The organism is Streptomyces sp. NPDC026500, assembly GCF_055567635.1.
In genome coordinates this window covers 54572-77641 of record NZ_JBVHQB010000018.1, presented here as the reverse complement: position 1 = coordinate 77641, position 23070 = coordinate 54572, and the positions used below count along the sequence as shown (strand labels likewise).

The 23070-nt window shown below is 71.7% G+C and carries 17 protein-coding genes; 12 read left to right on the top strand and 5 right to left on the bottom strand.

Annotated features, from left to right (window positions below; translation table 11 throughout):
- Positions 1–346: 346 nt before the first annotated feature.
- Positions 347–1696 carry a type III PLP-dependent enzyme domain-containing protein gene (locus ACZ4N5_RS29205; RefSeq protein WP_467760138.1) on the bottom strand — a complete coding sequence of 450 codons (1350 nt, stop codon included), beginning with the start codon at positions 1694–1696 and terminating at the stop codon, positions 347–349.
- A 578-nt stretch (positions 1697–2274) separates the two neighbouring features.
- On the opposite strand from ACZ4N5_RS29205, the gene hutU reads away from it, so the two are divergent.
- From hutU to hutI, 4 genes are read left to right on the top strand one after another with little or no spacing between them, the layout of a single operon-like run.
- Entirely contained in the window at positions 2275–3939 is a 1665-nt protein-coding gene (gene hutU, locus ACZ4N5_RS29200) for a urocanate hydratase (RefSeq protein ID WP_467760028.1), read from the top strand.
- Entirely contained in the window at positions 3936–5159 is a 1224-nt protein-coding gene (locus ACZ4N5_RS29195; RefSeq protein WP_467760027.1) for an allantoate amidohydrolase, read from the top strand. The genes hutU and ACZ4N5_RS29195 overlap by 4 nt, the downstream gene beginning before the upstream one ends.
- Positions 5156–6514, top strand: a complete 1359-nt coding sequence (locus ACZ4N5_RS29190) for a formimidoylglutamate deiminase (RefSeq protein ID WP_467760026.1) — start codon at positions 5156–5158, stop codon at positions 6512–6514. The genes ACZ4N5_RS29195 and ACZ4N5_RS29190 overlap by 4 nt, the downstream gene beginning before the upstream one ends.
- A 32-nt stretch (positions 6515–6546) precedes the next feature.
- Positions 6547–7761 carry an imidazolonepropionase gene (hutI, locus tag ACZ4N5_RS29185; RefSeq protein ID WP_467760025.1) on the top strand — a complete coding sequence of 405 codons (1215 nt, stop codon included), beginning with the start codon at positions 6547–6549 and terminating at the stop codon, positions 7759–7761.
- A 402-nt stretch (positions 7762–8163) separates the two neighbouring features.
- Here hutI and ACZ4N5_RS29180 read toward each other — a convergent pair whose 3' ends face one another.
- Entirely contained in the window at positions 8164–9732 is a 1569-nt protein-coding gene (locus ACZ4N5_RS29180; RefSeq protein WP_467760024.1) for a ricin-type beta-trefoil lectin domain protein, read from the bottom strand.
- Between the two features lie 414 nt (positions 9733–10146).
- Positions 10147–11076, bottom strand: a complete 930-nt coding sequence (locus ACZ4N5_RS29175) for an RNA polymerase sigma factor SigF (protein WP_467760023.1) — start codon at positions 11074–11076, stop codon at positions 10147–10149.
- A gap of 238 nt (positions 11077–11314) precedes the next feature.
- On the opposite strand from ACZ4N5_RS29175, the gene ACZ4N5_RS29170 reads away from it, so the two are divergent.
- The 6 genes from ACZ4N5_RS29170 (at position 11315) to ACZ4N5_RS29145 (ending at position 17696) form a co-directional block, all read left to right on the top strand.
- Positions 11315–11683: an STAS domain-containing protein gene (locus ACZ4N5_RS29170; RefSeq protein ID WP_467760022.1), complete on the top strand. Its 369-nt coding sequence runs from the start codon at positions 11315–11317 to the stop codon at positions 11681–11683.
- A gap of 285 nt (positions 11684–11968) precedes the next feature.
- The gene (locus tag ACZ4N5_RS29165) at positions 11969–12532 is read left to right on the top strand and encodes an ATP-binding protein (protein ID WP_467760021.1); all 564 of its coding nucleotides are present in this window, start codon (positions 11969–11971) and stop codon (positions 12530–12532) included.
- 945 nt (positions 12533–13477) lie between these two features.
- Entirely contained in the window at positions 13478–14209 is a 732-nt protein-coding gene (locus ACZ4N5_RS29160; protein WP_467760020.1) for an LPXTG cell wall anchor domain-containing protein, read from the top strand.
- Positions 14210–14239: 30 nt separating this feature from the next.
- Positions 14240–15220: a COG1470 family protein gene (locus tag ACZ4N5_RS29155; protein ID WP_467760019.1), complete on the top strand. Its 981-nt coding sequence runs from the start codon at positions 14240–14242 to the stop codon at positions 15218–15220.
- Positions 15221–15237: 17 nt separating this feature from the next.
- A complete protein-coding gene (locus ACZ4N5_RS29150) occupies positions 15238–16335 on the top strand; it encodes a hypothetical protein (protein ID WP_467760137.1) in 1098 nt (365 codons plus the stop codon).
- Positions 16336–16397: 62 nt separating this feature from the next.
- Complete coding sequence (locus ACZ4N5_RS29145) at positions 16398–17696, top strand: hypothetical protein (RefSeq protein ID WP_467760136.1); 1299 nt, start codon at positions 16398–16400, stop codon at positions 17694–17696.
- A 165-nt stretch (positions 17697–17861) separates the two neighbouring features.
- Here ACZ4N5_RS29145 and ACZ4N5_RS29140 read toward each other — a convergent pair whose 3' ends face one another.
- Complete coding sequence (locus tag ACZ4N5_RS29140) at positions 17862–19358, bottom strand: oligopeptide:H+ symporter (protein ID WP_467760018.1); 1497 nt, start codon at positions 19356–19358, stop codon at positions 17862–17864.
- Positions 19359–19885: 527 nt separating this feature from the next.
- On the opposite strand from ACZ4N5_RS29140, the gene ACZ4N5_RS29135 reads away from it, so the two are divergent.
- Positions 19886–20563, top strand: a complete 678-nt coding sequence (locus ACZ4N5_RS29135; RefSeq protein WP_018566970.1) for a response regulator transcription factor — start codon at positions 19886–19888, stop codon at positions 20561–20563.
- Between the two features lie 422 nt (positions 20564–20985).
- Positions 20986–22269 (top strand): ATP-binding protein, encoded by a 1284-nt coding sequence (locus ACZ4N5_RS29130; protein WP_467760017.1) that lies wholly within the window; start codon positions 20986–20988, stop codon positions 22267–22269.
- 55 nt (positions 22270–22324) lie between these two features.
- On the opposite strand, the gene ACZ4N5_RS29125 is transcribed toward ACZ4N5_RS29130, so the two are convergent.
- Positions 22325–22873 carry a GtrA family protein gene (locus tag ACZ4N5_RS29125; protein ID WP_467760016.1) on the bottom strand — a complete coding sequence of 183 codons (549 nt, stop codon included), beginning with the start codon at positions 22871–22873 and terminating at the stop codon, positions 22325–22327.
- Positions 22874–23070 lie beyond the last annotated feature (197 nt).

Here is a 23070-nt window from a genome sequence, read left to right as displayed (position 1 = left end):
CGCCAAGGGTTCGGCCGAGTGACGAAGAAGTTACGCACTGTGCGCACGGGAAGGGAGTGATCGGGCATTTTCCTGTGGAACATGCCCGCGATGACTAAGGTGGGTCAACTGGCCACATTCTCCGGCGTGCTGAAACCGACCGTGGCCGGTTTGTGCTGCCCTGAGGGGCGCGGCAGGGGTGCTCGCGAGTGTGATCGGGCGCGCGGCATGCGCGTGCGCCCCGGGACCGGAACCTGCCGGTGCGTGGACCCGGCAGTCCCGCGGATCCCGTCGGTCGAGGTGCGCTTTGGCGCGTGCCGCCCGTCCCCCGTCGCTCGTGCCGCCGTCCCCGCAGCGAGGGCGGTGGCTACAGCGCGGTGAGCGACGGCCCGTGCGCGACGCCCGACTCCGCGACGATCTCGTCGAGCGTCTGCGGCTCCCGTACGACCGCGAAGCGCGTGCCGCCCGCGTCGTCGCCGGCCGGTGCGAAGCCGTAGATGCCGGGACGGGCGAGCGAGTTGTACGCGTAATGGTGGGCGAAATAGTAGGCGCCGGTGTCCAGCGCGGCCACGTGGTCGCCCTGTTCGAGCAGCGGAAGCGCGCGGCCCTCGGCCAGCAGGTCGCCCGCGAAGCAGGCGGGGCCCGCGACGTCCTGGACGACGTCCGGCCCCGTCTTGGACCGGCCCTTCGCGTCGTACGCGGCGATCCGCAGCGGCCAGGCCCCCGGCGCGTAGACCGTGCGGGTCGCCACCTGCACCCCGGCGTGGGTGATCGCGACCGCCCGGCCCCCGGCGGACTTCACGTACTCGACCCGCGCCAGCACCGTCCCGTGCTTGGCGAGCAGGGACCGCCCGAACTCGGTGACCAGCCCGTAGCGTCCGTCGAACAGTCCCGGCGCCACCTCGGCGAGCAGCCGCGCGTACTGCGCGTACGTCGGTGTCGTCGCGTCGGAGCCGAAGTTGACCGGCAGTCCGCCGCCGATGTCGATCGTGTCGACCTGCCGCCGCCCGACGTGCCGGTTGATCTCCTCCGCCAGCGCGTACGTCTCCGCCACGCCCTGCGCCATCAGGGAGAGCGGCATGCCCTGCGAGCCCGAGTGCGCGTGCAGCCGGGTCAGCCAGGGACGATCGGCGTACGCCCGCACGATCCACGAGCGGGCCCCCTCGTCCCGCAGCGCGACCCCGAACTTGGAGGTCGCCGTCGCCGTGGACAGCGCCTCGATCGAACCCCCGCCGACCTGCGGGTTCACCCGGAGCCCGATGGGGGAGTCGGTGGCCGCCGAGCACACCATGGCGTCGATGCGGTCCAGTTCCTGCGGGCTGTCCGCGTTGATCGCGACGCCCAGTGCCAGCGCCTCGCGCAGTTCGGCGAGTGTCTTGGCCGGCGAGTCGAGCACGGTCCGCGCGGGCGGGATCCCGGCCGCCCGGGCGAGCGCGAGCTCTCCCGGGCTCGCCACCTCCGCGCCGATGCCCTGCTCGCGCAGCAGCCGCAGGACGGGCACGAGGGGCGTCGCCTTCACCGCGAAGGCGTGCAGCACGGGCGTGCCGGGAGCGGCCACCGCGTCGAAGGCGGCGTGCAGTGCGGCGGCCGAGGCCCGGATGCCGGGGACGTCGAGGAGCGCGACGATGGGGTGGCCCGGGGAGAGGAGGCACTGTTCCACGGCGGCGCGCACGGCGTCGTCCCGCCGGGCGACCCGCTCGGAGTCCGGCTCGCCCATGCCCACGCCCCCGCCCCGATCTGCCGTCCGGTCCCGGCCCGCAGTCCGACCCCGGTTCGTCGTCCCGCCGTCCTTCGCCGCCGTTCCGCCGCCGTGCGTCGTCCGGCCCCGGTTCGCCGTCCCATCGCCGTTCGCGGCCGTCCGGTCCTCGTCTGTCGTCCCGTCGCCGTTCGTGGCCGTCCGGTCGCCGTTCGTCGTCCCGTCGCCGTTCGTGGCCGTCCGGTCGCCGTTCGTCGTCCCGTCGCCGTTCGCCGTCGTCCCGTCCCCGTCCCTCGTCCCGTCGCCGTCTGCCGTCCTGCTGTCCCCGTCCGTCGCCGTCGGGCCCCCGTCCCCGTCCGTCCCCTCGCCTTCGTTCGCCGTCGCGTCGCCCGAAGGCGTCCTCGAAGCCTCTGCCGAAGACATCGCAGCCCCACTCGCCCCGTCGCCCGCCGGATCCCCTGCCCTGTCCATGTCTGCGCCCATACATCCCAGCCAAACATCCGGGAGGAGCGCGTGCGGGGCCGTGCAGCTATTGACTAGCTCTATTCAAAGAGCCAGGATGTGAATATCTACAGCAACAGTTCGCTAGGAGGCAGACCATGTCAGGACCCCGCCCCGTCCGAGCACCGCGCGGTACGGAACTGAGCGCCCTGGGATGGCAGCAGGAAGCCGCCCTGCGGATGCTGCAGAACAACCTCGACCCAGAGGTCGCCGAGCACCCCGACAAGCTCGTCGTCTACGGCGGCACCGGCAAGGCCGCCCGTGACTGGCGCTCCTTCGACGCCATGGTCCGCACGCTCAGGACGCTCAAGCAGGACGAGACGATGCTCGTCCAGTCCGGCCGCCCCGTCGGCGTCATGCAGACCCACGAGTGGGCCCCGCGCGTCCTCATCGCCAACTCCAACCTGGTCGGCGACTGGGCGAACTGGGAGGAGTTCCGGCGCCTGGAGGCCCTCGGCCTCACCATGTACGGCCAGATGACCGCCGGTTCCTGGATCTACATCGGTACCCAGGGCATCCTCCAGGGCACCTACGAGACCTTCTCCGCCGTCGCCGCGAAGAAGTTCAACGGCACCCTCGCCGGCACGATCACGCTGACCGCCGGTCTCGGCGGCATGGGCGGCGCCCAGCCGCTCGCCGTGACGATGAACGACGGCGTCGCGATCTGCATCGACGTCGACCCGCGCGCCATCGAGCGCCGCATCGAGCACCGCTACCTGGACGTGAAGGCCGACTCCCTGGAGCACGCCCTCCAGCTCGCCGTCGAGGCCCGCGACCAGCGCAAGCCGCTCTCCATCGGCCTCCTCGGCAACGCGGCCGAGCTGCTGCCGCGGATGCTCGCCGAGGGCGCCCCCATCGACATCGTGACCGACCAGACCTCGGCCCACGACCCGCTCGCCTACCTCCCCATCGGCATCGACTTCGACGACATGGCCGACGCGGCCGCCAAGGACCCGGCGGGCTTCACCACCCGCGCCCGCGAGTCCATGGCCAAGCACGTCGAGGCCATGGTCGGCTTCATGGACGCCGGCGCCGAGGTCTTCGACTACGGCAACTCGATCCGCGGAGAGGCCCAGCTCGCCGGGTACGACCGCGCCTTCGCCTTCCCCGGCTTCGTCCCCGCCTACATCCGCCCCCTCTTCTCCGAGGGCAAGGGCCCCTTCCGCTGGGCGGCCCTCTCCGGCGAGGCCTCCGACATCCACAAGACGGACAAGGCGATCCTCGACCTCTTCCCGGAGAACGAGTCCCTGCACCGCTGGATCAAGCTGGCCGGCGAGCGCGTCCACTTCCAGGGCCTGCCCGCCCGTATCTGCTGGCTCGGCTACGGCGAGCGCGACAAGGCAGGCGAGCGCTTCAACGACATGGTGGCGTCCGGCGAACTCGCCGCCCCCCTCGCCATCGGCCGCGACCACCTCGACTGCGGCTCCGTCGCCTCCCCGTACCGCGAGACCGAGGCCATGCTCGACGGCTCCGACGCGATCGCCGACTGGCCGCTGCTGAACGCCATGGTGAACGTCGCCTCGGGCGCCTCCTGGGTCTCCATCCACCACGGCGGCGGCGTCGGCATGGGCCGCTCCATCCACGCGGGCCAGGTCTCCGTGGCCGACGGCACCAAGCTCGCCGGCGAGAAGATCCGCCGCGTGCTGACGAACGACCCCGGCATGGGTGTCATCCGCCACGTCGACGCCGGCTACGACATCGCCGAGTCCGTCGCGGACGAGCGTGGTGTGCGCATCCCGATGCGCGAGGGTGACGACGCGTGACGTTCCACAGCATGTGGGCGGAGCTGCTGCCGATCGGCCGCAGCTCCGCCTCCGGCGGCTACCGCCGGTTCGCCTGGACCGGGGCCGACACCGAGTGCCGCGCCTGGTTCAGGCAGCAGGCCGAATCCCGCGGACTGACCTACGAGCTCGACCGCAACGGCAACCAGTGGGCCTGGCTCGGCGACCCCGCCGCGGGGGACGCCGTGGTCACCGGATCCCACCTGGACTCCGTGCCCGACGGCGGCGCCTTCGACGGCCCCCTCGGTGTCGTCTCCTCCTTCGCCGCCCTCGATGAACTCCGCGCCCGGGGCGTGCAGTTCACCAAGCCCCTCGCCATCGTCAACTTCGGCGACGAGGAGGGCGCCCGGTTCGGGCTCGCCTGCGTCGGCTCCCGGCTGGCCGCCGGGCAGCTCACCGTCGAACAGGCGCACCGGCTGACCGACGCCGACGGCATCACCCTGCCGCAGGCCATGGAGCGGGCCGGATACGACGCGGGCACCATCGGCCCCGACCCCGAGCGGCTCGGCCGGATCGGCGCCTTCGTCGAACTGCACGTCGAGCAGGGCCGCGCCCTCGACCTCGGCGGCGACCAGGTCGGCATCGCCAGTGCCATCTGGCCGCACGGCCGCTGGCGCTTCGACTTCCGCGGCGAGGCCAACCACGCCGGCACGACCCGCCTCGTGGACCGCCACGACCCGATGCTGCCGTACGCCGAGACCGTCCTCGCCGCCCGCCGCGAGGCCCGACTCGCGGGCGCCGTCGCCACGTTCGGCAAGATCGCCGTCGAGCCGAACGGCGTGAACGCCATTCCCTCCCTGGTGCGCGGCTGGCTCGACTCGCGCGCCGCCGATCAGGCGACCCTGGACACGGTCGTCACCGGCGTCGAGAAGGCGGCGCGCGAGTACGCGGACGCGCAGGGCGTCGAACTCGACGTGGTCCGCGAGTCGTTCACCCCTGTCGTCGAGTTCGAGCACGCCCTGCGCGACGAACTCGCCCGCATCCTGGGCAAGGAGCGGGACGCCGTCCTGAGCGTCCCCGTTCTGGGGACGGGGGCCGGACACGATGCCGGAATCCTCTCCGGCACCGTCCCGACCGCCATGCTGTTCGTACGCAACCCCACGGGTGTCTCGCACTCCCCGGCCGAGTACGCCGCCGAGGACGACTGCGTGGCCGGGGTGACCGCACTCGCCGACGTACTCGAAGGGCTGGCCTGCAGGTGACGCAGACGTACTGGCTGGAACACGCCTGGCTCGACACGAACGTCGAGCCGGGCGTCGCGGTGACCGTGTCGGCCGGCGGCTCCGAAGCCGGGGCACAGGGCCGCGTCACCGACGTCCGCACGGGCGTCGACACCCCGCCGCCGGGCGCCGAGATCCTCCGCGGACTCACCCTCCCCGGTCTCGCCAATGCCCACTCGCACGCCTTCCACCGCGCCCTGCGCGGCACCGTCCAGGTCGGCTCCGGCACCTTCTGGACCTGGCGCGAGATCATGTACTCCTTCGCGGACCGGCTGACCCCGGAGACCTACCACGCGCTGGCCCGCGCGGTGTACGCGGAGATGGCGCTCGCCGGAGTCACCGCCGTGGGGGAGTTCCACTACGTGCACCACGCCCACGACGGCACCCCCTACGCCGACCCCAACGCCATGGGCGAGGCACTCATCGCCGCCGCCGCCGACGCCGGGATCCGCATCACCCTGCTCGACACGGCCTACCTCTCCTCCGGCTTCGGGCAGCCGCCCAACCCGCACCAGCGGCGCTTCTCCGACGGCACCGCCGACGCCTGGGCGGAACGCTCTTCACTTCTCAAGGACCGGGATCACGCACGGATCGGTGCGGCGATCCACTCCGTACGGGCCGTGCCCGCCGGACAGCTCGCCACCGTGGCGCGCTGGGCCGAGGAGCGGCGCGCCCCGCTCCATGTGCACCTGTCCGAGCAGACGGCGGAGAACGAGGCCTGCCACGCCACCCACGGCTGCACGCCCACCCGACTGCTCGCCGACCACGGGGTCCTCGGCCCGCGGACCACCGGCGTCCACAACACGCACCTCACGGACGAGGACATCGCCCTGCTCGGTGACTCCGGCACCGGCACCTGCATGTGCCCGACCACCGAACGCGACCTCGCCGACGGCATCGGCCCCGCCGTCGCCCTCCAGCGCGCGGGCTCACCCCTCTCGCTCGGCTCCGACAGCCACGCCGTCATCGACCTCCTCGAAGAGGCCCGCGCGATGGAGCTGAACGAGCGGCTGCGCACCCGCACCCGCGGTCACTGGACGGCCGCCGCCCTGCTGCGCGCAGCCTCCGCCGACGGCCACGCGGCCCTCGGCTGGGACGACGCGGGCAGCATCGCGACGGGCGCGCTCGCCGACTTCACCACGATCGCGCTCGACTCGGTCAGAACAGCGGGACCGGTGCCACGCCTCGGCGCCGAGACCGCCGTATTCGCGGCCACGGCCGCCGATGTCCGGCACACGGTCGTGGCGGGCCGGCACGTCGTACGCGACGGCGCGCACACCCTCGTACAGGATGTGCCGGCAGCTCTCGCGGACGCCGTCGAAGCCCTGCGCTCCTGAAACCCGGACACGGGCCCGACCTCGCGCGCCCGATGCCGCCCACCAGCAGTCCCGCCACCCCTGAGGACGCCATGAGCAGCACGACCGTCATCACCAACATCGCCAGTCTGGTCACCAACGATCCCTCCCTGGGCGACGGTTCTCCCCTCGGTCTGATCCAGGACGCGGCCGTCGTCATCGACGGCGACCGCATCGCGTGGACCGGTGAATCAAGCAAAGCACCCGCCACTGACAACCGGGTCGACGCCGGTGGCCGCGCGGTGATCCCGGGCTTCGTCGACTCCCACTCGCACCTGGTCTTCGCCGGTGACCGCACCCAGGAGTTCAACGCCCGGATGTCCGGCCGCGCGTACAGCGCGGGGGGCATCCGCACCACCGTCGCCGCCACCCGCGCCGCCTCCGACGAGGAACTGGAGCACAACCTCACGCGCTACCTGCGCGAAGCCCTCCGCCAGGGCACCACGACCTTCGAGACCAAGTCGGGCTACGGCCTGACCGTCGAGGACGAGGCCCGCGCGCTGCGCATCGCCGCGTCGCACACCGACGAGGTCACCTACCTCGGCGCGCACATCGTCCCGCCCGACTACGCCGACGACCCGGCCGGCTATGTCGCCCTGGTGACCGGCGAGATGCTCGACGCCTGTGCCCCGTACGCCCGTTGGGTGGACGTCTTCTGCGAGAAGGGCGCCTTCGACGGCGACCAGGCGCGGGCGATCCTCACGGCCGGCAAGGCGAAGGGCCTGCACCCGCGCGTGCACGCCAACCAGCTCTCGTACGGCCCCGGAGTCCAGCTCGCCGTCGAGCTGGACGCGGCGAGCGCCGACCACTGCACGCACCTGACGGACGCGGACGTCGACGCCCTCGCGAGCGGTGACACCGTGGCGACCCTGCTCCCCGGCGCCGAGTTCTCCACCCGTGCCGAGTGGCCGAACGCCCGGCGGCTGATCGACGCGGGTGTCACGGTCGCGCTGTCCACCGACTGCAACCCCGGCTCGTCCTTCACGTCGTCCGTGCCCTTCTGTATCGCGCTCGCGGTGCGGGACATGCGGATGACCCCGGACGAGGCCATGTGGTCGGCGACCGCGGGCGGCGCGAAGGCCCTGCGCCGGGACGACGTCGGGCGACTCGTGCCGGGCGCCTACGCGGACCTGGTCCTGCTGGACGCCCCCAGCCACGTCCACCTCGCCTACCGTCCGGGCGTCCCGCTGGTCACCGGTGTCTGGCGACGCGGCGTCCGCGAGGTCTGAGAATCCGGCGGTCCGTGGCCCGCGCCCTGACGGGCGGCGGGCCGAACGGGCGAGGGTGCGGGTCTGCCGGTCCGAGGGTGCGGGCTCGGCTGGTCCGAGGGTGCGGGTCTGCCGGTCCGAAGATGCGGGCCCTGCGGGTCCGAGGGTGCGGGCTCGGCGGCTTCGAGGTCCGAGAGTGCGGGTCGGCAGACCCGAAGATGCGGGCCCTGCGGGTCCGAGGGGGCGGGCTCGGTGGGTCCGAGGCGTGAGCCCTGCGGGTCCGAGGGTGCGGGTCGGCCGGTCCGAAGGTGCGGGCCCTGCGGATTCGAGGGGTGGGCTCGGCTTGGTCCGAGGGGTGGGCCGTCGGGGGATCCGGACGGTATGGGGATCCGGAGGGAATCCGGAGGGGATTCGAAAAGGCGGTCAGAGGGCGCCCGCGCGCCAGCGCTGGCCGGTGCCCCCGTTCAGCGGCACCAGCGACAGCCCGTCGTCGCCGTCCGGCGTGACCGCCGTCTCGATGGCCACGGCCGGGCGGATGACGCCGTCCCCGTCGACCGTGAACCGCAGGTTGTCGCCGTGGTCGCCGTCGAGCGAGGAGCACTCCCAGATGCCCACGCCGTTGTCGACGGAGCCGCGGCTGTCCAGACAGAAGCTGTCGTCGGCGGCGGACCGCAGGGAAGCACTGTCCGTGTCGACGCGCCAGCGCTGGGTGGAGGAGGAGCTGCAGGGCGCCGTCACGACGTCCGTGCCCTTCGTCAGATCACCGTCGCGGATGTCCAGGCACAGACCCGAGGCGACGTTCACCACCTGGGCGTAGACGCTGCCCGGCGGGCGGAACGTGACGGTCGGGGTCGGCTTCGGGCTCGGTGACCTCGGCGGCGCCGAACTGTGGGTCGGGGAGGGTGACGCGGAGGTCGCCGAGGGCGAGGCAGCGGGGGCCGACGGGGTGACCGGGACCGTGGCCGTGACGGTCACCGGAGGCGGGCCCGAGGGCGTGGAGACCGAGCCCGCCGCGTCCGTCGAGGGCGCGCCGCCCGAGGAGAGCAGCAGGAACAGGACCGGCGCCAGGGCCACGCCGAGCGCCGTCGCCGAGGTCAGCACGAACCGGCGGGACGGCGGCCAGGGCAGCGCCGACGCCCTTGTACGGGTGGGGGTTTCGGGCGGGACGGGCCCCGCCCCGGGCACGTCGTTCGTGACGTACGCCGTACCCGCCCACGGCAGCAGGCCCTCGGCCAGGGCGGAGCGCGGATGGTCGCGCAGGGCGGTCAGTTCGTCGTACGCGGTCGAGCAGTGCGCGCAGCGCGCCATGTGGTTGTGCAGGTCGGTGCTGGAACGGGGGTTGTCGGGCCGGACCGACTCCTCGATCAGCCGGCGGAAGTCTCCGCAGCGCGGATCGTCGGAGGCGGCCAGCCGGTACCTCAGACAGGCCTGGCCCAGGGACTGGAGCGCCTGGTCCGTGCCGTACGTGATGTCCCCGGGAGTGAGTCCGAGCAGGACCGCCGTCCGTTCCGCGGACTCGCCCTCCACGATCGCGTACCAGATGAGGCCCTGGGCACGGGACGCCAGGGACTGGAAGGCGGGGAGCAGCGACGGGACGGGACCGTCGGGGCCCGCCGTGCTGAGGACCAGGAGCAGACCGGGGTCGAGGCCGGCGGCCCGCTGGTCCCTGGCCCACGAGGCGGCCACCCGCCCGGCCAGCAGCAGGAGTTGGTGCCGCCACGGGACGTTCGGATCGATGCCGCGCGCCGTCTCGCGGGCCGCGAGGGTGAAGGTCTGCGCCGCGAGCTGTCCGGCCCCGGACTCGCCGGTGGTGCACAGCCGGGCGTAGGCGAGGACCGAGGCGCGGTGGCGTCCGCGGAGCTCCTGGAGGGCGGCGTACGCGGTCGAGGTGCCGCCGCGCAGCAGCTCGGTCAGCCGTGCGTCGGACGCTTCCGCGGGCAGCCCGTTGCCCTCGGCCGCTGTGTCTCTGTCGGCCGGGTCGCTCTGCGCCATGTTCGTCCGCCTTCCCACACCTGGTGCGTGCTCGTCCCGTCCTGACGTACCAGCCAGTTTGGGATGCCCATAGTGGCGGGGTTGGTCTCTTGGGGAAAGAGTTGAAGAGTGGATTTCCTCGCGGAGCGGCGCCGAACTTCCCTGCGTGGCACAGAAGTTGCCTGGGCAGCACAGAAGCTCCCTGTGCGGCGCGGAAGTTCTCCGGATGCCGGGGTGGGCGGAATGTTGGCCGGGCCGGGCGGCCGGAATGGAGGCCGGGCCGGGCGGAATGCAGGCGGGGCCGGGCCGTCTGAAGGGAGACCGGGCCGGGCAGTCGGAACGCAGACCGGAGTGGCGGCGGCCAAGGAAGGAGCGGTCCGGCGCTGCAGGCGCCGGACCGCTCGGATGCGCGGCCCCGTGGGCCACGAAGCCCTGTCACTCCTCGACGGTCAAGCCCTTCCGGAGTCGCACGAGGGTGCGCGACAGCAGCCGGGAGACATGCATCTGGGAGATGCCGAGTTCGTCGCCGATCTCGGACTGGGTCATGTTCGCCACGAAGCGCAGCGAGAGGATCTGCCGGTCGCGCTGCGGGAGTTCCGCGATCAGCGGCTTGAGGGACTCCACGTACTCGATGCCCTCGAGTCCGTTGTCCTCGTAGCCGATGCGGTCCGCGAGCGCGCCCTCGGAGTCGTCCTCCTCGGGCTGGGCGTCCAGCGAACTGGCCGTGTAGGCGTTCGACGCGGCCATGCCCTCGACGACCTCGTCGTTGCTGATGCCGAGGCGTGCCGCCAGTTCACCCACGGTCGGGGCGCGGTCGAGGCGCTGGGCCAGCTCGTCGCCGGCCTTGGCCAGGTCGAGCCGGAGTTCCTGAAGCCTGCGGGGTACCCGCACCGACCAGGACGTGTCGCGGAAGAAGCGCTTGATCTCGCCGATGATCGTCGGCATCGCGAAGGTGGGGAACTCGACACCGCGGCTCAGTTCGAACCGGTCGATCGCCTTGATCAGGCCGATGGTGCCGACCTGGATGATGTCCTCCATCGGCTCACTGCGTGAACGGAAGCGGGAGGCGGCGAACTTCACCAGCGCGAGGTTGAGTTCGACGAGTGTGTTGCGGACATACGCGTAGTCGTGCGTGCCCTCTTCGAGGGACTCCAGTCGCGCGAAGAGTGTCTTGGACAGAGCCCGTGCGTCCACCGGCCCCACCTCGTCGTACGGGGGGATCTCCGGAAGCCCGTCGAGTCCGGTGAGTCCGTCGGTTCCGTCGGTTCCGGTTTCGTCGACGTGCTCCAGGGGATCCGGAGAAGGTGTCGACGTCGCCGTCCGGGTCTGCGATGCGTCGAGCCGGGGTGACATGGTGTCCTCCATCGTTCTCGGCATATGGCCGCCGATGCCTGTACGTGCACTGCGGTGTGCGGCGCCTCCAAAGCCGGCCGGGTCGAATAGCTGTCTGTACTAGCCCTACCCGGTTTCCCGAACTCACCGCAAGTGTCGTCTGTGGTGAAATGTCCATTTTCGGGGGGTTGTTCGGGTGTCGGGTGACGTAGAGAAGGCGTAGTGTTCGAGTGCGTACATCAGCAGTAGCGACGCTCGGGAGAGAGACGGCATGGACCGCGGGACGGTCGGCAGCGCACAGTCTGGCCGGCTTCTTGTCGAGGTGCGGGAAGAGGGCACAAGTGCCGTCGTGACCCCCGCGGGTGAGCTCGATCACCACACGGCCGATTTGTTGCGTGAGCCACTCGAGGAGTGCCTCGGTAAGGGGTATGCGCGGCTCGTCATCGATTGCTCCCGTCTGGAGTTCTGTGACTCCACCGGGCTCAATGTGCTGCTCGGTGCCCGGCTTAAGGCCGAGGCGGCGGGTGGTGGCGTCCACCTGGCCGCGATGCAGCCGGTGGTGGCCCGGGTCTTCGAGATCACCGGGGCGGAGGCCGTCTTCACCGTGCACGACACGCTCGAAGCGGCCCTGTCCGACTGATCCGGCGGGCCTTCGATCATGGCGCCGTCAATGTCCCAGATGCCCCTGAGTGAGCGACGCGTTACTCGCGTCACAGGTTCCGTGCCGAATAAGTGGGTGTTCGGACGGTTCCGTCGGGCAGGAGACATCCTGGATGCATCGGCAGCGCATATGACGGCAGCCGGCGCGGCGGAAGTCGTTGATCCACAAGCGGCGAAAGCCGTTGATCCATCCGTACTGAGTACTGCGTACTGAGTCTTGAGAGTCTTGAATCGTGAACCGGTGAATCGGTGAGGTGAAGCGCTGATGAGCACCACCCGGCCTTGCTCGCCGGGCGACCGCGGCCCGGAGCCGGGCGACGGCGGCGCTTCCGCGGTGTCCGCGCGGGGCGTGGCACCCGTGGACGGCGGGACGCCCGTCGACGGAGCCTCCCCGGCGGGCGCGGCACCCGCGCCCGTCGGCCGCCAAGCCCGCAGTCTGAGCCTCGACGGCGAGAGCGGCGTCGTGCCGCTGGCCCGCGACTTCGCCCGGCAGGCGTTGTACGCGTGGGGCTGGCTGCCCGCCGAGAGCGCCGACCGGCGGGCGGCCGCCGAGGACGTCCTGCTGGTCGTCTCCGAGCTGGTCACCAACGCCTGTCTGCACGCCGAGGGCCCGGACGAACTCCGGATCTCCTGCGACAACAAGGTGCTGCGCATCGAGGTCTCCGACCGCGGGGCCGGCCAGCCCGCTCCGCGCACCCCGCACCGTGCCGGACGCCCCGGTGGCCACGGCATGTTCATCGTGCAGCGGCTCTGCCTGGACTGGGGGGTCGTGCGGACGCCCGGAGTCGCGGGCAAGACCGTATGGGCGGAGCTCGGGGCCCCGGCGTAGCCTGCCCGGCCTGCCTGCTCAGCCCGTCCGCCCCCGCCAACGGCCCGCCCGGCCTGCCCGCTCAGCCCGTCCGCCCCCGCCAACGGCCCGCCCGGCCTGCCCGCTCAGCCCGTCCGCCCCCGCCAACGGCCTGCCCGCTGAGCCCCTTTGCCCCGGCCGAGCGGCCTGACCGCTCGCCGTGGCCCGCCGGTTCGCGCGCCCTGCCGCCCGGCCTGCGTGCTCGGCCCGCTTGCCCGGCCCGCCGGTTCGCACGCCCGGCCCGCTCGCCTGGCCGCCGGCCTGCGTGCTCGGCCCGCTCGCCGCGGCCAACCTGTTCCCGTGCTCGGCCTGCCGGCCCCCGCCGACCTGCCCGCTCAGCCCATCCGCCCCCGCCAACGGCCTGCCTGCTGAGCCCCTTGCCCCGGCCGGGCGGCCTGTCCGCTGAGCCCCCTCGCCCCGGCCGGGTGGCCCGTCTGTGCAGGCCGCTCGCCCCGGTCGACGGGCCTGCCTGAACTGTTCGCGCACCCCGGCCGCCCGGTTCGTCGTTCTGCCCAGGGCGATCAGCCGGTCGGCCACGTCGGGCGCCCAACTGGGCTGCCCGTGCTCGTCGTCGACGGACCGCTCACCCGAGCCTCTTCCCGGACGGCCGTCCCGAAGTGTGCTCCCGGGAGGGCGTCCCGAATCGCCCAACGGGGTCGTCCTTCTGGGCCGCTGTCGTGAACTGCCCGACGGGTTCAACTGGTTGGGTCGCGGCCGGGGCGCTCTCCCGGATCACCCCCGCGAACCGCCCTGCCGGTGTCCGCCTTTGGTTACCCGCGGTTCGAACCCTTCTTCGTACGTCACCCGGTGCGCGCCGGATCCCCACGGATCCGGCGCGCACTTTGTCTTCCCTCCACAAGTCCCCGGGCGTACCTTGACGGCCGATCTGATGTTCCGTCAGGAAAAATGCCAAGGATGCCGTCAGGAATGAGGGGCAGGCCCGTGTCGTACCGGACGTACCAGAAACGAACCGCCGCGCTCGCGTTCGCCGCGGCCCTGGCCGGCTCGGCGGTGCTGATGGCCGCCCCCGCAGCCCAGGCCGACGTGGTGGACGTCAACTACCAGTGCAAGACGCCGATCGGCGACAAGAGCGCCGTCTCGCCCATCGACATCAAGGGCGTCAAGAGCGGCAGCGCCTACAAGCTCACCATGTCCTGGCAGAAGGGTGTCTCCTCCAGCCCGGTCGAACTCGGCAAGGGCGCGATGACGCCGAGCGCCGTCATCAAGGTGGGCGGCGCGGACAGCGGCACGGTGGCGGTCAGCGGACCGGCCAACGCGGCCGCCATCCCCGCCAACACCCCCATCAAGATCAATGACTTGAGCGGCACGTACACGCCCAAGAAGTCCGGCAAGGTCACCTTCACCGCGGGTGTCCTCACCATCAAGGCCCTCGGCACCACGACCACGTGCACGCCCTCGAACAGCCCCAAGCCCTCGCTGACCCTCGACGTCACGGCCGCTGGCGGTTCGGGCTCCTCGACGTCCGGCTCCTCGGGTTCCAGCGGGACCCAGAGCGGCACCGACTCCGGCGGTTCGCTCCCGCAGACCGGCCCCGAGGACTCCGTGATCGCGCTCGGCACCCTCGGCGGCACCGTCCTGCTCGCGGGCGCGGCGGGCGTGCTGTGGCTGACGCGCAGGCATCAGGCGGTCCGCCGCTGACCTTCCCGCACCACGACCTGGAGCCGCCGCATGCCGTACGCACTCCCCGCTGCCCGCGTGCTGGGCCTGACCCTGGTGCTGCTGAGCGCGGCACCGACGGCCCTGGCCGCCGAGGGCTGGTCCGTGGTGCCGGCCGCGGGCGGCGCGGCCGACGGACGGCCCTCCGTCTACGCGGAGGGCGCGCCCGGCACGGTCCTCCAGGACTCCGTGTCCGTGCTCAATCCGGGTGCGCGGCCCCTCACCGTCCGGCTGCGCGGCGCCGACGCGGACAACACCGCCGACGGTGCCTTCACCGTGCGCGAACGGCCGACGGGCACGGGCGCGTGGATCGCCTTCGCCGGACACGAGGACGGCCGCCGGACCGCGGTGCGCGACCTGTCCGTACGGGTGCCGGCGCACACCCGCGCCGATGTGCCGTTCACCATCGGGGTCCCGGCCGGCGTCGCGCCCGGCGACCACCCCGGCGCGATCGTGGCGAGCGGCGGCGGCCGCACCTCGGCGGTCCGGGTCCAACTCCGCGTGGCGGGACCGACGTTGTCGGCGCTGACGGTCGAGCACGTCCGGGTGGGCGGCGGGCGGATCTCGTACGAGCTGGTCAACCGCGGAACCACGGTTCTCGCTCCGCGGCTCGCCGTGCACGCCGACGGTGTCTTCGGCACCCTGCTCGACCGCGCCCCGCGCGCCCTGCCCGTCGAACTCCTGCCGGGCCGCCGCGTCACGCTCCGCGAGCCGTGGACCGGCCCCCCGGCGCTCGACGCGGCCGACCTGCGGCTGACGGTGACGGCGTCGGGAGGCGTGCGCTCCACCGCGACCGCGTCGGTGCGGTTCGTGCCGTGGGGGGCGGTGGCCGGGGCCGGAGGTGTCCTCGCGGCGGTGGGCGCCTTCTTCGTCGTACGGCATCGGGGGCGGTCCGGGGTGCGAGGGCCATGGCGTCGCGGGCGCCGGACGGAGGACGGCGGGGCAAGTGAAGAGTCCCGCGCGGAAGTCGAGTTGACGGGAGCGGTGTCGTGAGCGTCCTGGGCGGCAAGATGCGGACGGCGGCGCTGGGGGCGGTGCTGGCGCTCGTCCTGGTCCCGTTGGCGGGGGCGGTCTCGGTGTCCCCGGCGTCAGCCGCCGGAAAACCGAGCGTGACGTTGTCCAAGTCCGAGGCGGGTGCCAGTGGTTCGGTCACCGTGACCGGCAGCGGATGGCGGCCCGGGGTGCTGCTGATGATGCTGATCTGCGGGCAGTCCGTGCCCTCGCGCGGGGTGATCGGCGGCACCAACTCCTGTGCCAACGCCGACGGGCGGGCCGTCACCACCGACGCCAAGGGCGGCTTCAGCAAGAATCTGCCGGTCGCCGAGCCGCCCAAACCGTGCCCCTGTGTGGTGCATGTCGCCACCGTCACCGGCGAGAAGGCCGAGGCGGACGCCATCTTCATGGTGGCCGGCCACTCGGTCGAGCCGCTGCCGAAGGAGGAGGGCGGCGGCCGGCTCTCGGTGCTGACCGACACCCGGCTCGACGGGTCGAGCGGTCTGCTGACCTGGTTCGGATCGCCCCCCTCGCGCACCCTCGTCTTCACGGTCGGCAACGTCGGCACCGCCCCGGTGAAGAACCCTGTCTTCCAAGTCGGCACCTCCCACGGGGTGTTCGCCCCGCAGTGGGACGAACAGCAGTGGCGCGGCAGCATCGCGCCCGGCCGCAAGGCACAGATCGAGCTCCCGGTCGAACTGTCGGCCGGGGCGCACGGCGACTACACGATCTCGCTGAAGTACGGCGGGAAGGTGCTCGCCGAGCAGCCGTGGGGCGTGGGCCGCCCCTGGGGCGTCACCGTCTTCTGGATCCTGCTCTGCTTGGTCGTCCCGGCCGCGGTGTTCCGCGCCGGCATGGCCGTGGTGGACCGGGTGCGCCCGCGCAGGTCGACCGGGCGGGCCGGGCGGCACCGGGGTCTGAGGCTGACCGAGCTCACGCTGCGCATGCCCAGGACGAGCCCCACCCAGCAGACTCCGGCGGACGCCTCGGCCTCCCCGGTTCCGGCCCTGCCGTGGTTCACCCCGGACAACGATCCGGGGACCGCGGCGAACGGTCAGCTCTCCGCACCGCACGAGAACGGTCCGACGACGCAGACGAGAAAGGGACATACGTGAGCACGCAACGGAGAGTGGTACCGGCCGGCGGACGCAGAGCGGGCGCGGCCGGGGTCGCGCTGATGCTCGGCGGTGCGGGCATCCTGCTGGGAGTGGCCGCCGCCCCGGCGCAGGCCGCCGAGGTGTCGTACAAGACGGAATGCATTCCGCCGTCGATCTCCGGGCTGCCTCCCGTGGAGGGCACCACGAAGGTGGAGATCACCGCGCCCGCCGAGGCGAAGGTGGGCGACGAGGTCACCATCACCTGGAAGTTCACCCAGGCCGCCTCCAAGAACCCCGATGTCCTCGACCTCGACAAGGACACCGTCAAGCCGACCGGCACACTGAAGGCGGCCGGCGCCCAGACGGCGGACATCGCGATGGAGGGACCGCGGCAGAACCCCGCGATCCCCAAGAACAGCGCCATGAAGCTGTCCGACATGACCGGCAAGCTGAAACTGACGGCGGCGGGCGATGTCACGCTCACCCCGGACGCGTACAACATCAATGTCAGCAAGCCGATCTCCACCGACACCAAGTGCACGCCCAAGGAGACGGTGCACTCCTCCGCGACCATCAAGGTGACGAGCGGCGGGACGGGCGGCACCCCGACCCCGACTCTCCCGACCGGTCTGCCCACTCTCCCGACCGGTCTGCCGACGCTGCCGACCGGGTCGGCCACCCCGTCGCCGAGTGGCGGCGGGACCGACGGAGGCAGTGACAGCGGCGGTTCCGACGGAGGCGGCAGCGGCGGGCAGACGGACTTCACGGGCAAGGAGGTCTCCGTCGCCTACGCGTGCAAGACGCCCATCGGAGACAAGAACGCCACGTCTCCCGTGCAGATCAACGCCAAGAAGAACGGCGGGAGCTACGACCTGACCGTGCAGTTCAAGAAGTCCGTGATGGACAGCCCGGCCGACATCCCCGCCGACTCGGTCAAGCCGTCGATGGAGGTGGCCCTCGGAGGCGCCGACAAGGGCACCGTCCATGTCGAGGGCCCGACCAACTCCGCGGCGATCAAGTCCGGAGACCCGATCGAGGTCCCCGACCTGACAGGCACCTACAAGCCGGGCGCGACCGGTACGTCGACCCTGTCTCCGGGTGTGCTGACCGTGATGGCCCTGGGCACGACGACGACCTGCACCCCGGCCAAGTCGGAGGTCTCCTTGACCCTGGACACCTCGCAGCAGGCGAGCGGCGCCTCGGGCGGCGGGTCCACCTCGTCCGGCTCCGGTTCAGCCGGTACGTCGTCCAGCGGCGGCCTGGCGGAGACGGGCTCCGACAGCCACAGCGCGCTCAAGGCGCTCGGACTGGTGGCGGGCACGGTCATCCTGCTCGGCGGCGCGGTCTTCACCTTCATGCCGGGGCGCCGGACGCGCTGATCCGCGCCCGCGCCCCTCGATCCGGTCCTCGCCCCGGCCGCCGGCCGGCGCGCAGGAGCGGCCACGGCGGCCGGGCTGCCGGGCGACGCCCGGCCGACCCGCAAACGGCGAAGGGCCGCCGCACCGAACGGTGCGGCGGCCCTTCGCCGTGTCTTGGACCTGACGTCAGTGGACGTCGCCCATGAGCGCCTTGACCTTCTTGCGGTACATCCACACTGCGGCACCGGCGATCACGGCGAGCGTGGCCTCCAGCGCGACGATGCCCGTCTTGTTGAGGTCGACGTTGGCGATGGAGAGCAGACCGGTCGTGGCGTCACCGGCGGTGACGGCCAGGAACCAGACACCCATCATCTGGGAGGCGTACCTCGCCGGAGCCATCTTCGTGGTGACGGAGAGGCCGACCGGGGAGAGCAGCAGTTCACCGACGGTCTGCACGAAGTAGATCGCCACCAGCCACATCGCGGCCGCCTTGTGACCGCCCTCGGCGATCGTCAGCGGGGCCAGGAAGAGGAAGAACGACGCGCCGATCAGGATGAGACCCGAGGCGAACTTCGTCGCCGTGCTCGGCTCCTTGCCGCGCTTGTTCAGCCACAGCCACGCCCAGGCGAAGACCGGGGCGAGCGCCATGATCATGACCGGGTTGACGGACTGGTACCAGGAGACCGGGAACTCCCAGCCGAAGATCGTGTTCTTCGCGGACTCGTCGGCGAAGATCGACATCGTCGAGCCGCCCTGGTCGTAGATCATCCAGAAGACGGCCGCGGCGACGAAGAACCAGATGTACGCGGACATCTTCGACTGGTCGGCACGGTCCAGGGACTTGTCCCGCTTGATGCGCCCGATGACCAGGACCGGGATGGCCAGACCGGCGATCGTGATCGGAACCAGCAGCCAGTTCAGCGTGTAGTGGCCCGAGAAGCCGACGATCGAGTAGAAGACGACGGCGACAGCGGCCCACAGTGCGGACTTGCGCAGCGTCGCGGACTTCTCCTGGGCCGTCAGAGGCGTGGGGACCTCGTGCGAGCGGGCGCTGAGGTGACGGCCGCCGAGCAGGTACTGGGCGAGACCCAGCGCCATGCCGAGCGCGGCGAGGGCGAAGCCCAGGTGCCAGTTCACGTTCTCACCGACGGTGCCGATGATCAGCGGAGCGGCGAAGGCGCCGAGGTTGATGCCGACGTAGAACAGCGTGAAGCCACCGTCACGGCGCGCGTCGTCCGGGCCCTCGTAGAGGTGGCCCACCATCGTGGAGATGTTGGCCTTCAGCAGACCGGAACCGATCGCCACGAGGCCGAGGCCGGCGTAGAAGGTGCCGGAGGAGGGCAGAGCCAGCGTGAGGTGGCCCAGCATGATGATCACGCCCGCGACGGCGACCGTCTTGCGGGGGCCGAGGACACGGTCGGCGAACCAGCCGCCCGGCAGGGCGAGCAGGTACACGAGGGAGAGGTACACCGAGTAGATCGCGGTCGCGGTGGCCGCGCTGAGGTGCAGACCGCCCGGTGCCACCAAGTACAGCGGGAGCAGTGCCTTCATGCCGTAGTAGGAGAAACGCTCCCACATCTCGGTCATGAAGAGAGTGGCCAGTCCGCGGGGGTGGCCGAAGAAGGTCTTCTCGGAACCGGGGGTTCCCGGAGTCACCGAGTCCTTCGTCAGGCTGGACGCCATGGTCGTTCCTTGCTGGTCTGGGACGCGCTGTTGGGGGGTCCCCCGCGCTCCGGTGCAACCGAGAGCCCGGGAGGGTTACGCGCCCATGAGGGACGGCCGGCACCGGCGGGAGTTCGGCGTCCGTCCCCACGCCCACGGGGAGTCCGCTCCGGATTGCGAAGCGGCGGACGGCGACCACCGGGATCCACGCCCGTAACGCATCAGCGCGTCCGGGCCCGGCCACAGGTCTTTCCTTCAAGGCTGGCTGACACCAGCCCGCACACAGAAGAGACCTTCAGCAACAAGTGCGCGCCAAAGGTCCTGATGTAGTGCTTGAGGCGTCTGGTCACCATACGACATGGCAATGCGGCATATGGAAGGACTTGAGACATGGATCACAGGCGATCATGGAACCGCGGGCGATCATTCGAAGGTGTTCTTCAGGATCGCATCCCATACCCGCAGGTAAGAAACACCCGGATGGAGGGTGTGAATCACGGAGGCGGATCACTGCCCGGGCGTCGTCCGCGGCGGACTACCATCACCCCATGACCCGTGTACTGCTCGCCGAGGACGACGCGTCCATCTCGGAGCCGCTGGCCCGTGCCCTGCGCCGGGAGGGTTACGAGGTCGAAGTCCGCGAGGACGGACCCACCGCGCTCGACGCCGGAATGCAGGGCGGTGTCGACCTGGTCGTCCTGGACCTCGGACTGCCCGGCATGGACGGCCTGGAAGTCGCCCGCCGGCTCCGCGCCGAGGGCCACACCGTGCCCATCCTCATCCTGACCGCGCGCGCCGACGAGGTGGACACCGTCGTCGGCCTCGACGCGGGCGCCGACGACTACGTCACCAAGCCGTTCCGGCTCGCGGAACTCCTCGCCCGGGTACGGGCGCTGCTCCGGCGCGGCGCGGCCGAACCCCAGCAGCCGCCCGCCACCCACGGCGTGCGCATCGACGTCGAGTCGCACCGTGCCTGGATGGGCGACGAGGAACTCCAGCTCACGGCCAAGGAGTTCGACCTCCTGCGCGTCCTGGTCCGGGACGCCGGCCGGGTCGTCACCCGCGACCAGCTCATGCGCGAGGTCTGGGACACCACGTGGTGGTCCTCCACCAAGACCCTCGACATGCACATCTCCTGGCTGCGCAAGAAGCTCGGCGACGACGCGGCGAACCCCCGCTACATCGCGACGGTACGAGGAGTCGGCTTCCGCTTCGAGAAGAGCTGAGGCTTCGCCGGACCGGGCGTCCCGGTCCGGAGCCGCCGGCCTCGCCGCGGTCCGGGCCCGCTGGAGGACTTCGGCCTCTCCGGTGGTTCCGGACTTCCGGCGGGCACCGGCCGGTGCGGCGGCCGCCGCACCGGGCCCGACGTGGAACCGCGCGCAAGGACCTGGCGGGTCCGCGACCGTGACCTTGCCCGCCGCCCCGCCTGCGGGGGCCCGGCCCGAACCGTCCCGGGGCCGCGTGGACGGGACACGTGAACCGTCCCGGGGCCCCGTGTGCGGGACATCCGACCGTCCCAAGGGCGTGTGTACGCGACACGCTGCGGGGCGGCGACGGAAAACCCGAGCCCTCGGCTCGGCGCCCCGTCCGGGCCGGGGTGGCGAACGTGCACACTGGTCCCGGTACAGCCATCTGCCCGGAGGGCCCCGTGCGTCGCCGTCTGATCCAGTCCACCCTCGCCGTCGTGCTCGTGGTGATCGCCGTCTTCGGCGTCTCCCTCGTCATCGTCGAGACCCGCACGATCAGCAACAGCGCCCAGGAGCGCGTGGACTCCGAGGCGCTGCGCCTGGCCAGCATCGTGGACAGCCGCATCCTCGGCGACGAGAACATCACCGGCGAGACGTTCAAGAACCAGGTCACCGACCGGCGCTACGCCGTGATCAGGATTCCGGGCCGCGATCCGATCGAGGTCGGCAGCGAGCCCACCGGCGACGTCATCCAGTACACCGCCAGGGGCGAGTCGGGCGAGACGGTCACCGTCCAGGAGCCCCGCTCCTCGGTGACCAAGGAAGTCGGCCGTACGCTCCTGGTCATCGGCGCCGTCGCCCTGCTCGCGATCATCGCCGCCGTCCTCCTCGCCGTACGCCAGGCCAACCGCCTCGCCTCCCCGCTCACCGACCTCGCCGAGACGGCGGAACGGCTGGGCTCGGGCGACCCGCGCCCGCGCCACAAGCGGTACGGCGTCCCCGAGCTGGACCGGGTCGCCGACGTCCTGGACGGCAGCGCCGAGCGCATCGCCCGGATGCTCACCGCCGAGCGCCGCCTCGCCGCAGACGCCTCCCACCAGCTACGGACGCCTCTGACGGCGCTCTCCATGCGCCTGGAGGAGATCACCCTCACCGACGACCCCGACACGGTGAAGGAGGAGGCGACGATCGCGCTGACGCAGGTGGAACGCCTCACGGACGTGGTCGAGCGCCTGCTCACCAACGCCCGCGATCCGCGTACCGGCTCCGCCGTCTCCTTCGACCTCGACGAGGTCATCAAGCAGCAGCTGGAGGAATGGCGCCCGGCCTACCGCAGCGCAGGCCGCGCGATCGTCAGCTCCGGCAAGCGCCATCTGCAGGCGGTGGGCACCCCCGGCGCGGTCGCCCAGGTGCTCGCGGCACTGATCGAGAACTCCCTCATGCACGGTGGCGGCACGGTCGCGCTGCGTACCCGCGTCATCGGCAACCAGGCCGTCATCGAGGTCACCGACGAGGGCCCCGGCGTCCCCACCGACCTCGGCGCCCGCATCTTCGAGCGCACGATCAGCGGACGCAACTCCACCGGCATCGGTCTCGCCGTCGCCCGCGACCTCGCGGAGGCCGACGGCGGCCGCCTGGAGATGCTCCAGGCCCAGCCCCCGGTCTTCGGCCTGTTCCTGTCCCGGACCCCGCTGAAGCGCCCGCCACGCCTCCCGGAGGACGACGAGGAGCGGACGGTCAGGTAGGGCAGCGGACGGTCGGGCAGGGCAGCGGAGGGTCGGGCAGGGGCCGCCGCTCAGTTCACGCGGGCCCGCGGGCGTACCGGTTCATCGCCTCGGGATCGGAGTCCTCGTCCAGGAACGATTCGGCACTGGCCACGGCTTCCCGGGCCGGAAGCGCCCGGAACACCCAGGTGCGGTACGACCAGAACCGGAAGAGGGTCGCGACGCCGATGCCGAGGAACTTGAAGACGTTGCTCTGCAGCGGGCTGTCCCAGCCGAAGCCGTACGTCGCCGCGTAGAGCACACCGTTCTCGATGAACAGTCCCACCACGCTGAACAGCAGGAAGAGCGTCAGCTCCTTGGTGCGGCCACCCTTGTCGCGGTCCCGGTAGGTGAAGTAGCGGAACCCGACGTAGTTGAAGACGATCGAGACGACCGTGGCGATGACACTGGCCCGCACGACCTGCAGGCCCGTGAGATGGCGTACGAGGTTGAACACGATCAGGTTGACGAGCAGCCCCGCACCGCCCACCGCGCCGAACTTGGCGACCTCACGGAAGAGCAGGTCGAAGCGGCGGCGAACCGCGCTGCGAGGCCCCGCTTGAGGGCCCGATGAAGCACTGTCCATGGTGTCGCCAGCCCCCGTCGGTGGGTTATGTCGTCTGCTGCTTCGGTGGAAGTCGGTGGAATACGCCAACCAGCCCATGCTAACCAGCGCCCCCGCACGGTGCCTGTGCATGGGCTCACAGGTAAGAAAAGACGTGGTCACCAGCAGGGAAAATCGGGCGTATCGCCGCGGAAATCAGCCACCGTGGCGCGGCCGAT

What these genes read in the sequence shown, in the direction of transcription:
- ACZ4N5_RS29205 (WP_467760138.1), bottom strand. Translation starts at nt 1,696, where the DNA reads ATGGGCGAGCCGGACTCCGAGCGGGTCGCCCGGCGGGACGACGCCGTG.
- ACZ4N5_RS29155 (WP_467760019.1), top strand. Translation starts at nt 14,240, where the DNA reads ATGCCGTACGCACTCCCCGCTGCCCGCGTGCTGGGCCTGACCCTGGTG.
- ACZ4N5_RS29160 (WP_467760020.1), top strand. Translation starts at nt 13,478, where the DNA reads ATGAGGGGCAGGCCCGTGTCGTACCGGACGTACCAGAAACGAACCGCC.
- ACZ4N5_RS29125 (WP_467760016.1), bottom strand. Translation starts at nt 22,873, where the DNA reads ATGGACAGTGCTTCATCGGGCCCTCAAGCGGGGCCTCGCAGCGCGGTT.
- ACZ4N5_RS29170 (WP_467760022.1), top strand. Translation starts at nt 11,315, where the DNA reads ATGGACCGCGGGACGGTCGGCAGCGCACAGTCTGGCCGGCTTCTTGTC.
- ACZ4N5_RS29140 (WP_467760018.1), bottom strand. Translation starts at nt 19,358, where the DNA reads ATGGCGTCCAGCCTGACGAAGGACTCGGTGACTCCGGGAACCCCCGGT.
- hutI (WP_467760025.1), top strand. Translation starts at nt 6,547, where the DNA reads ATGCCGCCCACCAGCAGTCCCGCCACCCCTGAGGACGCCATGAGCAGC.
- ACZ4N5_RS29180 (WP_467760024.1), bottom strand. Translation starts at nt 9,732, where the DNA reads ATGGCGCAGAGCGACCCGGCCGACAGAGACACAGCGGCCGAGGGCAAC.
- ACZ4N5_RS29150 (WP_467760137.1), top strand. Translation starts at nt 15,238, where the DNA reads ATGCGGACGGCGGCGCTGGGGGCGGTGCTGGCGCTCGTCCTGGTCCCG.
- ACZ4N5_RS29165 (WP_467760021.1), top strand. Translation starts at nt 11,969, where the DNA reads ATGAGCACCACCCGGCCTTGCTCGCCGGGCGACCGCGGCCCGGAGCCG.
- ACZ4N5_RS29175 (WP_467760023.1), bottom strand. Translation starts at nt 11,076, where the DNA reads ATGGAGGACACCATGTCACCCCGGCTCGACGCATCGCAGACCCGGACG.
- ACZ4N5_RS29145 (WP_467760136.1), top strand. Translation starts at nt 16,398, where the DNA reads ATGCTCGGCGGTGCGGGCATCCTGCTGGGAGTGGCCGCCGCCCCGGCG.
- hutU (WP_467760028.1), top strand. Translation starts at nt 2,275, where the DNA reads ATGTCAGGACCCCGCCCCGTCCGAGCACCGCGCGGTACGGAACTGAGC.
- ACZ4N5_RS29135 (WP_018566970.1), top strand. Translation starts at nt 19,886, where the DNA reads ATGACCCGTGTACTGCTCGCCGAGGACGACGCGTCCATCTCGGAGCCG.